Genomic DNA, 13,653 nt, shown 5'->3' with positions numbered 1-13,653 from the left:
CCGCGGCCAGGGATGCCAGCCCAGATCCGCCCGGGGAAGGCGAAGCCCAGGCGGGCCTGGCTCGGGAGCGGCTGGCCGATCTGGCGGGATGAGCTGGGGTGAGGCTTGGCTGGGCTTCGCTCAGAGCAAGCGGCGCTGGCTCAGATCCAGCGGCGCTTCCGGAAATACAGGAGCAGCAGCACACCGGTCGACACCATCACCGCCCAGACCACGAAATAGCCCTCTTTCCACTTGAGCTCGGGCATGTGCTCGAAGTTCATGCCGTACACACCAGCAAGGAAGGTGAGGGGGATGAAGATCGTGGAGATCACGGTGAGCACCTTCATCACCTCATTCATGCGGTTGCTGAGGCTGGAGAGGTAGGTGTCATGCAGGCTGGCCAGGGAATCGCGTGAGGTCTCCACCATGTCGATCACCTGCACGGTGTGGTCGTAGAGATCGCGCCAGAACACTTTGGTGCGTTTGCCCAGCAGATCCGATTCGCTGCGTACGATCGCCCCCACCACCTCCCGCAGCGGCCACACGGCACGTCGCAAGGTGAGCATCTGCTGTTTGAGGCGGTGAATCTTCTTGATGTCGCCTGGATCGGGATGACTGATCACCTGCTCATCGATCAGTTCCACCCCCTCGCCGATCCGCTCCACTGCCAGGAAGTAGTGGTCCACCACAGCGTCCATCAGGCAGAAGGCCAGGTAGTCGGCCGGCATCGTGCGCACGCGACCGCTGGCCGTGCGCAGCCGCTGGCGCACACTTTCGAACACATCACCCTCGTCCTCCAGGAACGAGAGCACCCAGGTGGGACCGAGGATCAAGCTCACGTGCTCGACCGTCACCCCCCGGTCGGCTCCAGCGTCGTCGAGCATCTTCATCGCCAGGAAGGCATAGCCATCGAACTCCTCCCACTTCGGCCGTTGGGAGGTGTTGGCGATGTCCTCGCGGGTCAGGGGGTGCAGATCGAAGGCATCGCCCAGTTGCTCGATCAGAGCGGTGTCGTGGATGCCGTTCACGTTGATCCAGCTGATCGTCGGACCGGCGAGGCAGGCGTTGCAGGTTTCGATGTCCGCCTGGTGCCATTCCTGGATCGTCTCGGCGCTGAAGCGGATGATGTCAATGCTGGCCTGCTCGCGCCGCTGACGGCCCACGAACACCGTGGTGCCGGGCGCCTGGAAGGCAGATTCGCTGCAGCCGCTGAGCGTGCTGCTCCTGCCCTTGCCGCTCGTTCCCTTGCTGCTCCTGCTCACCATCCTGTTGCCGGGCTGCTGGTAGGGGATTCTGTGCCCGCTGTCGCCCACGTGCGGCAGCTTCTTGCTTCTGAGGAAGGTTGTGGATGGTTAGGCCCAGGTGCCTGCACTGAGTTGGAGTTGCGGGTCCCCTCTCGTTCGGGCATTCCCTGGCTCTCTTGCGCCTACGGCTGGATCGGCTTCAGGTGAACCACAACGACCGAATTCACGAGCATCGCCACCATCCGCATGTGGTCGGATGGCTTGGCGCTGCTGCCCTTTGGGGCCCTCGCCGGTAGTGGGTATTCAAGGGATCATCGGCAAGCTGATCGATCAGCTCCCTGCCCTTGGCCTTCAAGACCGGCGATCCAGCTGCAAACGTGCGGGCGTCCTTCTCGGCTTGCTGTGTGAGAAGCGAACGCTCCAGCTCACGAGCCCGGCTGATCCCTGAGTGCCTCACCTGCCATTGGTTTCGCCACCATGCGGGACCCAACTGCATCCCACTGCTCACCTGCCAGCTGCACCATGGACTGATCGCCCAGGGGGATCACCTCGTTTCACGCTGCCCGGATTGGACAGAGGACCTGGTACGGCAGCGGGGATGGGCGCCGGAAGCGTGAGTCCACCTGTCGGCCCCCGGGCGCCCTTGACGCCGCGAGAAGGTTGGTTGACAGACGGCCGGCAGGTGCTGCGGTCTCGGCCGACCCGCTGGGAGGGGGACTGCCACCGGCTGGAGATCACCACCCGCGAGTTGCCCAGCGATGAGGTGATGCCGCGATGTCAATCGCGCCAAGCATGACGTCATGGTGATCTCCTGAAGGGGATACGGCGTCAGCTCGGCGACACCCCTGGTCGACAAGGTTCCTGTGTTGGGCTTGGCTCAGCTCGGAAGGTGGAGACGTCCCTCGCTGGCGTCGTACTCAAACAGCTCGCCGTAACGGCCCCAGTCCACCGCGGTGGCGAGCTGGCGTTCGGCCTCCTCAATGGGGAAGTAGTCATCCCAGATTCCCATGAAGAAGTCGGAGCGCATGGCACCGTTGGTCTTCTCCCTGAGGGTGTGCACGATGGCGTTCAACACCGGGATGTTCGCCATGGCCTGCTGGCGGAACAGGTCCTTGCTGCGCAAGATGGTGGTGGTGGCGAAGTCCCGGCCGATCGGGGTGAGACGGACATCGCCGTTGGCCACCTGGGCGAAGCCGAGCATCGCGGCGGCATCCAGCAAGGGCAGGAGATCGTCCACGGAGAGCTGAAGTCGCTCCGCGAGCACGGGAATGTCGTCGATCTCCTCCCCCTTCTCGACGATCAACTCCAGCAGGCCGCTGATCCCCCCCACTCGCACATGGGGCAGAGGCCGCGCGAAGGGAGAGACGGTGGATCGCGCCGCTGACGGTTCGGGGCCACCGCCATCGATCACACCGCTGACCTCGATGTCGGGATTGGTCATGGCCGCATAGATGTAATCCACCAGGACCTTGAAACGCGGATGGCTGCGGTCATGGGGACGGGGCAGGTTGATGGAAAGCTCACCGCGGATCCTGCCGGGCTTGGACCCGAGGATGACCACCCGGTCGGCGAGATAGACCGCCTCCTCGATGTTGTGGGTGACGATCAGGATGCTCTTGGAGGGGAACGTGCCGGCGTTCCAGAGGTCGTCGATTTCACCCCGCAGGTTCTCGGCGGTGAGCACGTCGAGGGCGCTGAAGGGTTCGTCCATGAACAACACCTCGGGCTGCAGTACGAAGGCGCGGGCGAAACCCACCCGTTGCTTCATCCCACCGGAGAGCTCCTTGGGATAGGCACTCTCGAAGCCATCGAGGCCGACGATGTCGATGGCCTTGAGGGCGCGCTCCCGGCGCTCGCTCCGCTCCACATGGCGGGCGGCCAGCCCCAGTTCCACGTTGTCCTGCACCGTGAGCCAGGGCAGCAGCGCGAAGCTCTGAAACACCATGGCCAGGTTGGGGTTCGCCCCCCGCAGCGGTTCGCCGTTGCTTTCGACGGCTCCCTGGCTCGGCCGGATCAGGCCCGACATGATCCGCAGCAGGGTGCTCTTGCCGCTGCCGCTGCGGCCCAGCAGGGCCACCACCTCTCCAGGCTGCACCGTGAGGCTGACCCCATCGAGCACGGTGAACTCCCCCTTGCCATCGGGCAGGGGGAAGCGCTTCGAGACGTTGTTGACGCTGATCAGAGACAGGGGGGGCTGGCTCATAGCTGGTACTTGCGTTCGGCCAGGTCGTAGAGGGGTCTCCAGAGCAGCCGGTTGATGCCGACGACGAACACGCTCATCATCCCGATCCCCAAGGCGATCCGGGGCCAGTCGCCTTCGCTGGTGGCCTGGGCGATATAGGCCCCGAGGCCGTTGGCCTTGAGGGTGGTGCCGCCCCAGCTCACCACCTCAGAGACGATGCTGGCGTTCCAGGCCCCGCCGCTGGCGGTCACCCCGCCGGTGACCCAGGCCGAGAAAATGCCGGGGATGATCAGTTTCCGCCAGCGCTGAATGCCGCTGAGGCCCACGTCATCTGCCATCTCCCGCAGGTCGGAGGGAATCGTCTGGGCACCGGCGATCGAGTTGAACAGGATGTACCACTGGGCCCCGAGCGCCATCAGCAGGATGGAGCCCCAGTCGATGCTCACGTGACTGCGGATGAAGAGGACGGTGGCGAAGGGGAAGATGAAGTTGGCCGGGAAGGAGGCCAGGAGCTGAACAAGCGGCTGCAGCAACCGGGCCAGGCGTGGGTTGAAGCCGATCGCTACCCCGATCGGCGTCCAGATCAAGGTGGCCAGCAGCAGCAGCACCGTGACCCGCAGCAGGGTGAAGATCCCGAGGCGGAAGGCGATGGCCACCTCCGGGATCCCGACGGTGACGAGCACGAAGTGCACCAGCCAGGTGAGCAGCGCCCCGATGCCCAGCAGCAGAGCCAGGTTGTAAAGCCGGTCGCCCCCTGGCGGCTCCGGCTCGGCCGCGTCATCGCCCACCGTCCCCAGCAGAGCTGACATCAGCCGATCGAGCGCTTCGATGGCCGGGGTGAAGGACTGGGCCAGCAGGCTGGGGATGCGGGCCGTGGTGAGCAGGTCGTACACCCATGACTGGGGTGCATCACCGGAGCTGCTCTGCTCCAGGCGGAACTTGTCGGACCAGGCCACCAAGGGGCGCCAGAACAGCTGGTCGACGAGCAGGATCACCACCACCATCGTGGCGATGGCCCACCCCAGGGCCGCAAGATCCTGGGCGTCCACGGCTGCTGCCACGTAGGAGCCGATGCCGGGCAGGGTGTACTCCTGATTGAGAACACTGATGGCTTCGCTGGCCGCCACGAAGAACCAGCCGCCACCGAAGCTCATCATGGCGTTCCAGAGCAACGGGATCGCCGCCGATGGCACCTCGAGCCGGGTGAAACGCTGCCAGCGGGATAGGCGGTAGAGGGTGGTGGCTTCGATCAGTTCCTTCGGGACCGTGCGCAGGGATTGGTAGAAGGAGAAGGTCATGTTCCAGACCTGGCTGGTGAAGATCGCGAAGATCGACGCCGCCTCCAGGCCCAGGAGGCTGCCGGGGAACAGAGCGATGAAGCCGGTCACGGTGATCGAGAGAAATCCCAGCACCGGCACCGATTGGAGGATGTCAAGCAAGGGCACCAGCAGTCGCTCGGCACGGCGGTTGTGGGCCGCTATCGAGCCGTAGATCAGGGTGAAGAGGGTGGAGCAGCCCAGCGCGATGAACATGCGCAGGGTCGAGCGGCCGGCGTACTCGGGGAGGTTGCGGGGATCGAGGGAGATGCTCGGACTGACGTCCGGCGGACGGAAGCTCGCCATGGCTCCGGCACCCAGATGGGCGATCAGACCAAGCAGGGTGAACACACCGAGAATGACCGCCAGATCGGGCAAACCAAAGGGGGCACGCCGCAACCCTTCCGGCAACGGCAGCGGCTTCATGCTCCAGACCCTCGGGCAGAGCGAACTGTATGGGTCATACCCTGTCGCACCGAACACAAATGCCCCCACTTGGCCTCCGGGCGGTGGATCCACAAGGCCGCCGGTAGCTTTCAGGAGAACAGGCGGATCACGCCTGTACACCCCACCCACAGGGCCGGTTGACCATGGTGCTTCGAGTGGGCTGGCCCTTCAGGCGTCCCCATCCCGCTTTGGCTCCAGGGTCAGGGTCAGGATCCGTGGAAACTTTCCGGATCGAATCGGCCACGGAACAGTTGCTGCGCGCCGCCAGGGAGAGCACCGATGCACTGCTCATTCGGCTGAACACCAGCACCGAAGGTCTGAGCGATCTGCAGGCGCAACTTCGCCTGGCCAAGGTTGGCCCCAATCAGATCGCCCATGAAAAGCCCCTGTCCTGGGGAGCGCAGCTGTTCAAGACCTTCAGGAATCCGCTGGTGGTGCTCCTGGCCTCCCTGGCGGCCCTGTCCCTGCTCACGGGGGACAGCAAGGCTGCGGTGATTATCACCACCATGATTCTCTTCAGCGTGCTGCTGCGTTTTTCGCAGGAGTACCGATCGCTGCGGGCGGCGGAATCCCTGCGCCGGTTGGTGCACACCACCGCCACGGTCAAACGGCGCGATGCCCGAAAGGACATCACCGCTGGCCTGGCCGCCGACCTTGGCCTGCACCTGAGCGGCGATGTGCCGGGGCATCTGGAGGAGCCGATCGACCGGCTCGTGCCCGGGGATGTGGTGGTGCTCGCCGCCGGAGACATGATCCCCGCGGATGTGCGACTGCTGAGCGCCAAGAACCTGTTCGTCAGCCAGGCCGCCCTGACCGGGGAATCCCTGCCGGTGGAGAAGCACAGCCTGCTGCCGCCCCACCAGCTGGAGATCCGGGAGCCCCTGGAGCTGGAGAACCTCTGCTTCCTGGGCACCAACGTGATCAGCGGCACCGCCACGGCGGTGGTGGTGGAGACGGGCGATCGCACCTGCCTGGGAACGCTGGCCAGGTCGCTGACCGGCGTACGCAGCCGCACCAGCTTCGATCGGGGCATCAGCGATGTGAGCCTGCTACTGGTGCGCTTCATGGTGGTGATGGCTCCCGCCGTGTTCCTGATCAATGGCATCAGCAAGGGCAACTGGGGCGAAGCCTTCCTGTTCGCGCTCTCAGTAGCCGTGGGGCTGACGCCGGAGATGCTGCCGATGATCATCACAGCCAACCTTTCCCGCGGCGCCCTCGCGATGGCGAAGCAGAAAGTGATTGTCAAGAACATCGACGCGATTCAGAACCTCGGCGCGATGGACATCCTCTGCACCGACAAGACCGGCACCCTCACCCAGGACCGCATCGTGCTGGAAAAAAACTTCGATTTTCGCGGCAGGGAATCCGAGGAGGTTTTGGAACTTGCCTATCTCAACAGCTTTTACCAGACGGGGCTCAAGAGCCTGCTGGATGTGGCGGTGCTCAAGCATGCCGAACTCCATCATGCGCTGAAGGTGGAAAGGAACTTCGCGAAGATCGATGAGATCCCCTTCGATTTCCAGCGGCGCCGGATGTCGGTGGTGGTTGAGGAGCAGAACCACCACCACGAACTGATCTGCAAGGGGGCCATTGAGGAGATCCTGATGGTGTGCGGCACCTTGAAGGATGGGCCGACCATCGGCCCGATTGACGAGGCCAGCCGCCAGCAGGTGCTGAGCCTGGGCGAAGCTCTCAACAACGATGGCCTGCGGGTGATCGCCGTGGCGTACAAGGAGGTGCCACTGCAGCAGGAGCCCTACGCCCCTGCGGACGAGTGTGATCTCACCTTTGTTGGGCTGGTGGCCTTCCTCGATCCCCCCAAGGATTCAGCCGCCCAGGCAATTCGCGATCTCAAGCGTGGTGGGGTAGCCGTGAAGGTGCTCACCGGCGACAACCCGGTGATCGCCCGCAAAACCTGCAAAGACGTGGACCTGGCTGTGGAGGAGGTGCTGCTGGGGCAGGAGATCGAAGTCATGGATGAGGCCACGCTGGGCGAACGGGTGGAGGCGACGACGATCTTCGCCAAGCTCTCGCCGCTGCAGAAATCACGGATCATCAAGTCGCTGCGCGACCGAGGTCATGTGGTGGGGTTCATGGGCGACGGCATCAATGACGCCGCCGCCCTGCGCGAAGCCGACATCGGTTTTTCAGTGGACACGGCGGTGGACATCGCCAAGGAATCGGCCGACATCGTGCTGCTGGATAAGAGCTTATTGGTGCTGAATGCCGGTGTGATGGAAGGGCGCCGCACCTTTGGCAACATCACCAAGTACATCAAGATGGGCACCAGCTCGGCGTTCGGCAACATGTTCAGCATGCTCGGGGCAAGCATCCTGCTGCCTTTCCTGCCAATGCTGCCGGTGCAGATCCTGCTGAACAACCTGCTCTACGACTTCTCTCAAACCGGCATTCCCTTCGATCATGTCGATCGAGACTATCTGGAGGTTCCGCGTCAGTGGAGGTTGAACGACATCCGAAGTTTCATGGTGTTCATCGGGCCCGTGAGCTCCCTCTTCGACTATGCGACGTTTGCCCTGATGTGGTTTATCTTCTCCGCCAATACGGTGGACAGCCAGGCCCTGTTCCAGACCGGCTGGTTCGTCGAGAGCCTGATGACCCAGACCCTGATCGTCTACATCATCCGCACCCGTCACATCCCCTTCCTGGAAAGCAACCCCGCACCTGTCATGGCTGCAGCCACGGTCGTGGTGATGGCCACCGGCATCGCAATTCCCTACACACCGATCGGTTCGGCGCTGGGGATGGTGCATTTGCCCCTCGTGTTCTACGCCTGGCTGGCGGCCATCCTGCTCGGCTACTGCCTCCTCACTCAGCTGGTCAAAACCCGGTACGTGCACCGATTCGGCTACAGCTGATCCAAGGTCACCATCAACTCTCACTGCCTTTGGATCACGGATGGGGGTCACGTCACCAGGCCAACCTGGCCGAAGCCGAAGCCCAGGCGGGCCTGGCTCGGGAGCGGCTGGCCGATCTGGCGGGATGAGCTGGGGTGAGGCTTGGCTGGGCTTCGCTCAGAGCAAGCGGCGCTTGCTCAGATCCAGCGGCGCTTCCGGAAATACAGGAGCAGCAGCACACCGGTCGACACCATCACCGCCCAGACCACGAAATAGCCCTCTTTCCACTTGAGCTCGGGCATGTGCTCGAAGTTCATGCCGTACACACCAGCAAGGAAGGTGAGGGGGATGAAGATCGTGGAGATCACGGTGAGCACCTTCATCACCTCATTCATGCGGTTGCTGAGGCTGGAGAGGTAGGTGTCATGCAGGCTGGCCAGGGAATCGCGTGAGGTCTCCACCATGTCGATCACCTGCACGGTGTGGTCGTAGAGATCGCGCCAGAACACTTTGGTGCGTTTGCCCAGCAGATCCGATTCGCTGCGTACGATCGCCCCCACCACCTCCCGCAGCGGCCACACGGCACGTCGCAAGGTGAGCATCTGCTGTTTGAGGCGGTGGATCTTCTTGATGTCGCCTGGATCGGGATGGCTGATCACCTGCTCATCGATCAGTTCCACCCCCTCGCCGATCCGCTCCACTGCCAGGAAGTAGTGGTCCACCACAGCGTCCATCAGGCAGAAGGCCAGGTAGTCGGCCGGCATCGTGCGCACGCGACCGCTGGCCGTGCGCAGCCGCTGGCGCACACTTTCGAACACATCACCCTCGTCCTCCAGGAACGAGAGCACCCAGGTGGGACCGAGGATCAAGCTCACGTGCTCGACCGTCACCCCCCGGTCGGCTCCAGCGTCGTCGAGCATCTTCATCGCCAGGAAGGCATAGCCATCGAACTCCTCCCACTTCGGCCGTTGCGAGGTGTTGGCATTGAGATGGGGGAAGCGCTCCGCCATCTCAGGTATGTGCAGGGCATAGCCCTCCAACATCAGCAATGGCCAGTGAATCGATCGTGCCCAACGGGAACGGGCTCGTTCCGGCTCACAGCCCCTTGCGATCGAGCGCGTCCGCCAGGCGGGTCACCGCTGAGGCCAGCTGGGCCTGCACATCGGGGACAGCGGCCGCCTCGGCCTTGGCCTCCTCCTTGCGCTTGGTGGCCTCGATGGCCTTGACGATCAGGAACACCACGAAGGCGATCACGATGAAGTTGATCAACGCCACGATCACGGCGCCGGCGGGCCACGAATTGATCGAATCGACGTTGGCCGCCTTCAGGGCAGGGGTGAGCAGGCTGCCCATCACCAGGCTCACCACCGCGTCCACCACCTTGCCGAAGGCGCCACCGATCACCACCGCCACGGCGAGGTCGACCACATTGCCCTTGTTGATGAAGGCCTGGAAATCGGCCAGGAAACTGGAGCGGCGCGGGGCCATCACGGAACAGCGGAAGGTGTCCGACAACCTACGTGTGAAGCCAGCGGACCACCCATCCGCCCCATCCCCCTACCCCATCCCAACCTGTCGAAATGGGGCGCCACCGTCCGTCATGGAGGTGAACCCCGACCCGGGGCCATCCCCTTCTCCACGCTTCCCATGAACTACGCGGTCCTCATCTACGAAACCGAGCAGGATGTCGCCGATCGCCCCAGCCTGATGCCCGCCTATGCCGCCTACGCCCAGGCGTTGGCGGAGGCCGGCGCCCATCGCGGTGGCGAATGCCTCCATCCCACCCACACCGCCACCACCGTGCGGCTGCAGGGCGGCACCGCCCAGGTGCAGGACGGTCCCTTCCCCGACACCAAGGAGCAGCTGGGCGGCTTCTTCCTGATCGATGTGCCCGATCTCGATGCCGCCCTGGCCTGGGCGGCCCGCTGTCCTGCCGCCGGCCGCTGCGCCGTGGAGGTGCGGCCCGTGCTGGCCATGGAGGGGAGCTGAGTGGAGGCGGGGCGCAGCGCCGAGCAGGCCGCCCGCCGCTCCTACGGGAAGCTGGTGGCCTGGCTCACGGCCCGCTGCGGCGATCCCGCCGCGGCGGAGGACGCCCTGAGCGAGGCCTTCCTGGCGGCCCTGGCCGACTGGCCCCGCCAGGGGGTGCCCCGCAGTCCGGAGGCCTGGTTGCTGGTCAGCGCCCGGCGGCGCTGGCTCGATGGCCACCGGCGGACCCGCACCCAGGAGCGCCTGCTGCCCCTCCTCCTCGAGGAGGCGTTCACCATGCCCACCGATCCGAGTGCCGGCGCGGGCGAAGCGGCGGCCATTCCCGACGACCGCCTGCGGCTGCTGTTTCTCTGCGCTCACCCCGCCATCGATCCGGCCATCCAGGCGCCGCTGATGCTGCAGACGGTGCTGGGCCTCAATGCCGCCCGCATCGGGGCCGCCTTCCTGGTGGCTCCCGCCGCCATGGGGCAACGGCTGGTGCGTGCCAAGGCGAAGATCCGGGAGGCCCGCATTCCCTTCGTGCTGCCCCCCACCGACGCCCTGCCGGCACGGGCGGCGGCGGTGCATCAGGCGATCTACGCAGCCTTCGGCACGGGCTGGGAGGAACCCGGCACAGCGGGCGGCAGCGACGGGCTCGCCCAGGAAGCCGTCCAGCTGGCGCGGCTCTGCGTTGAGCTGCTGCCGCAGGAACCGGAGGGGCGGGGGCTGCTGTCGCTGCTGCTGCATGCCCAGGCACGCCGTCCGGCCCGGCGCGACCGCCACGGCGCCTACGTTCCGCTCCAGGAGCAGGACATGCGTCTCTGGTCGCGGCCGCTGCAGGCGGAGGCCGAGGCGGAGCTGCGGCAGGCGGCGGCCCAGGGGCGGATGGGGCGTTTCCAGCTGGAGGCGGCGATCCAGTCGGTGCATGCCCAGCGGGCCGTGCACGGCCGGGTCGACTGGCCGGCGCTGTTGCACCTCTATGACGGCCTGGTCCGCCTGGCCCCCAGCGTGGGGGCGCAGGTGAGCCGGCTGGCGGTGCTGGCCGAGCTGCGCGGTCCGGCCGCAGGGCTGGAACCACTGGAAGCGCTCGGCGCCGCCGTGCCCGCCGCTGCCGCCTATCAACCCTGGTGGGCGCTGCGGGCCGAGCTGCTCACCCGGCTCGGCCGCTGGCCCGAGGCGCGGGAGAGCTATGGGCGGGCCATCGCCCTCACCACGGACCCAGCGGCCCTGGCCTTCCTGCGAGGGCGCTGCCCGTAGCCCCACGAGACGCGGAAGCAGGCGTGCCGCCTGCCATTCCGGCGGCCAGGCCCCGGCCGCCATGCGGCACCAATGGCAGGAAGCAGCGACCGAAGGAAGTGCTGGGGCGCCAGTAGACCACCTCGGCGTCCCACACCAGCTTGCCGCAGCCATTGCATCCCATCGGGCCGACTGGAAGGCGAGGGATGCATCTGGATCGACAGATCCAGCGAACCGCCGAGGTCATTCATCAGGCTGATGCCAAACCATCCCGTTTGACGTCGAGGGGAAAACTGACCGTGAAGTTGGTGCCATGGCCAGGTTGGCTTTGGACTGTGATCGTGCCGTGATGGTGATGGACAATTTCCTGGGCGATGGACAACCCGAGGCCTGTGCCACCCGTCGCACGCGAGCGCGACTTCTCGACACGATAGAAACGCTCAAACAGATGGGGTAGATGTTCTGGCGCGATTCCAACCCCAGTGTCACTGATGTCAACACGAATGCGGCTTTGCTGAATGACAGCAACCACGCTGACGCGGCCCGGAGCAGGTGTATACTTAATGGCATTATCAACAAGATTAAGAAAGAGACGAATCAGATGATCTGGACTGCCTTGGATCAACAGATTGGGGACGATGAATGTGCGGAAAGAAAGGCCCGCAAGATCAGCCAAAGGTTGAGCCTGCACAGCAACTGCAGCCAGCAGATCGCTCAAGTCAATGAGATCCTGATCAGCATACCGGTGGCCCTGTTCCAGCCGAGATAGCAGCAGAAGATCGCTGCTAAGACGAATCAGACGATCAACATCATGATCAATCAAGTGGAGAGATTCTTGATAGTCCGCGACGGTGCGGGGTTGACGCAACGTCACTTGCAGCCGGCCCTTAAGAGCCGTCAGCGGGGTTCGAAGCTCATGAGAAGCGTCCATCAGAAACCGCCTTTCGAACTCAAAAGCCGACTGCAGTGAATCCATCATCTCATCAAACATCATGGCCAGGCGAGCCAGTTCATCATTAGAAGTTCCACGGTAATGAATGCGCTGAGCCAGGTTTCCGCTAACTCTGATCTGCTTCGATATCTGCGTAATCTGCACAACCGGCTTAAGCGCACGGCTCGCAAGGAAGTAACCTCCCAACCCCACCACTCCAAGAAGAATAGGAAGCTTGGGCAGATAGCGATTCGAGAGGTTCTGCAAGGTGGTGTCAATGGGCTGAAGAGAGCGAGCCACCTTCAGCCATCCCGATGGCCTTCCACGACTTGTAAGGATTTCCTTCGTATACGTTCGCCAGCGCCCTTCCCCAGTCAGCACGGTCTCAAAGCCAGGTTTTACTACTTGGTGAGCCGGAAGCATGGACGAATCGCCGAAACGCTCCATCACAGCGCCATCATTCCCAATCAACAGAATCACAACGCCAGCATCACTCAATAAGGACGCAATGATCGGCGCATCCTTACGTGGATCGAACAACAAGGTGTTAACTTCGTCATCAAGGGACTTCAAGGCTTGAATGGCATTCACCTTCAAGGCGCCATCAACCTGCTCAAGCAGCGTTCGCTGAAACTCGTGATAGATCAAGCGATCGGAGCCCAGCATAGATAGACCCGCCAGAAGGCTGTACCAGGCGACCAGGCGAAACCTGAGATTTTGCCAGGGTTTCCAAAGCTTCATGGCGGTTTAAACGTTGGGGCTATGGGTGGGAAAGCGGAGCCTCACCATCAGCCCTGATGCAGTAACCCACTCCTCTAACCGTCTGAATCAAAGAGAATGGCTCATTCTGATCAAGCTTTCGCCGGAGATAGCCAATATAGACATCAATAACCTTGAAGTCTCCATAATAGTCAAAGTTCCAGACGTGCTGGGCAATCTGCGTCCGACTCAACACCTGGTTGGAGTGACGCATCAAGTACTCCAAGAGAGAAAACTCCCGCGGACTCAGATCAATGAGCCGATTGCCACGCTTCACCACCCGTTGGGCGGTATCCATCTCAAGACTCCCCACCCTGAGCAACACGTCTGTCTGAAGGGGAGGCCGCCTCAATAGAGCTCGCAACCGGGCCAGCAGCTCCGTGAAGTCAAACGGCTTGACCAAATAATCATCTGCGCCAGCATCCAAACCCAGCACACGATCCTGGACGGTGTCCAACGCCGTCAACAACAGAACTGGGGTTTTTAATCCCTGTCTGCGCAGCTCCCTAAGGACGCTCAGGCCGTCCAGTACAGGAAGCATGACGTCGAGAACAACAGCATCGTAATCAGCTGCCATTGCATAGTTCACGCCATCGCGGCCATTCAAGGCAAGATCAACGGCGTACCCCGCTTCCCCCAGCCCTTGATGGATGAACCTGGAGATACCTGCATCGTCTTCAACTACTAACACGCGCATAGCAGATCGGCAAAGAACCTCCACTGAGTCATGGCAATAGAA

10 protein-coding genes are annotated in these 13,653 nt (G+C 63.4%); 3 read left to right on the top strand and 7 right to left on the bottom strand.

The window, feature by feature from the left end:
* Positions 1 to 140 precede the first annotated feature (140 nt).
* The 3 genes from corA (ACXMDP_RS02805) to ACXMDP_RS02795 all read right to left on the bottom strand — a co-directional run bounded on the left by corA (ACXMDP_RS02805) (position 141) and on the right by ACXMDP_RS02795 (position 5,147).
* Positions 141 to 1,244 (bottom strand): magnesium/cobalt transporter CorA, encoded by a 1,104-nt coding sequence (gene corA, locus ACXMDP_RS02805; RefSeq protein ID WP_457767058.1) that lies wholly within the window; start codon positions 1,242 to 1,244, stop codon positions 141 to 143.
* A gap of 856 nt (positions 1,245 to 2,100) precedes the next feature.
* The gene (locus ACXMDP_RS02800) at positions 2,101 to 3,426 is read right to left on the bottom strand and encodes an ABC transporter ATP-binding protein (RefSeq protein ID WP_457767057.1); all 1,326 of its coding nucleotides are present in this window, start codon (positions 3,424 to 3,426) and stop codon (positions 2,101 to 2,103) included.
* The gene (locus ACXMDP_RS02795; RefSeq protein WP_457767056.1) at positions 3,423 to 5,147 is read right to left on the bottom strand and encodes an ABC transporter permease; all 1,725 of its coding nucleotides are present in this window, start codon (positions 5,145 to 5,147) and stop codon (positions 3,423 to 3,425) included. The genes ACXMDP_RS02800 and ACXMDP_RS02795 overlap by 4 nt, the downstream gene beginning before the upstream one ends.
* A 236-nt stretch (positions 5,148 to 5,383) precedes the next feature.
* On the opposite strand from ACXMDP_RS02795, the gene mgtA reads away from it, so the two are divergent.
* Positions 5,384 to 8,044 (top strand): magnesium-translocating P-type ATPase, encoded by a 2,661-nt coding sequence (gene mgtA / locus ACXMDP_RS02790; protein WP_457767055.1) that lies wholly within the window; start codon positions 5,384 to 5,386, stop codon positions 8,042 to 8,044.
* A 176-nt stretch (positions 8,045 to 8,220) separates the two neighbouring features.
* Here the strand turns inward: mgtA and corA (ACXMDP_RS02785) are convergent, their stop codons facing one another.
* Complete coding sequence (corA, locus tag ACXMDP_RS02785) at positions 8,221 to 9,066, bottom strand: magnesium/cobalt transporter CorA (protein WP_457767054.1); 846 nt, start codon at positions 9,064 to 9,066, stop codon at positions 8,221 to 8,223.
* 52 nt (positions 9,067 to 9,118) lie between these two features.
* Complete coding sequence (gene mscL, locus ACXMDP_RS02780) at positions 9,119 to 9,511, bottom strand: large conductance mechanosensitive channel protein MscL (RefSeq protein ID WP_259728738.1); 393 nt, start codon at positions 9,509 to 9,511, stop codon at positions 9,119 to 9,121.
* 159 nt (positions 9,512 to 9,670) lie between these two features.
* Here mscL and ACXMDP_RS02775 point away from each other — a divergent pair, with 159 nt between their 5' ends.
* Both ACXMDP_RS02775 and ACXMDP_RS02770 read left to right on the top strand, forming a co-directional pair.
* A complete protein-coding gene (locus ACXMDP_RS02775) occupies positions 9,671 to 10,012 on the top strand; it encodes a YciI family protein (protein WP_094512211.1) in 342 nt (113 codons plus the stop codon).
* Positions 10,013 to 11,245 carry an RNA polymerase sigma factor gene (locus ACXMDP_RS02770; RefSeq protein ID WP_259728739.1) on the top strand — a complete coding sequence of 411 codons (1,233 nt, stop codon included), beginning with the start codon at positions 10,013 to 10,015 and terminating at the stop codon, positions 11,243 to 11,245. It abuts the gene before it with no gap.
* A gap of 229 nt (positions 11,246 to 11,474) precedes the next feature.
* Here ACXMDP_RS02770 and ACXMDP_RS02765 read toward each other — a convergent pair whose 3' ends face one another.
* A complete protein-coding gene (locus ACXMDP_RS02765) occupies positions 11,475 to 12,896 on the bottom strand; it encodes a sensor histidine kinase (RefSeq protein WP_457767053.1) in 1,422 nt (473 codons plus the stop codon).
* Between the two features lie 19 nt (positions 12,897 to 12,915).
* Entirely contained in the window at positions 12,916 to 13,611 is a 696-nt protein-coding gene (locus ACXMDP_RS02760) for a winged helix-turn-helix domain-containing protein (protein ID WP_457767052.1), read from the bottom strand.
* Positions 13,612 to 13,653 lie beyond the last annotated feature (42 nt).

The sequence above is a fragment of the Cyanobium sp. ULC065 genome (assembly GCF_977927515.1).
Note: the sequence above shows the minus strand (reverse complement) of the source record. Positions and strands in the feature narration are given on the sequence as shown.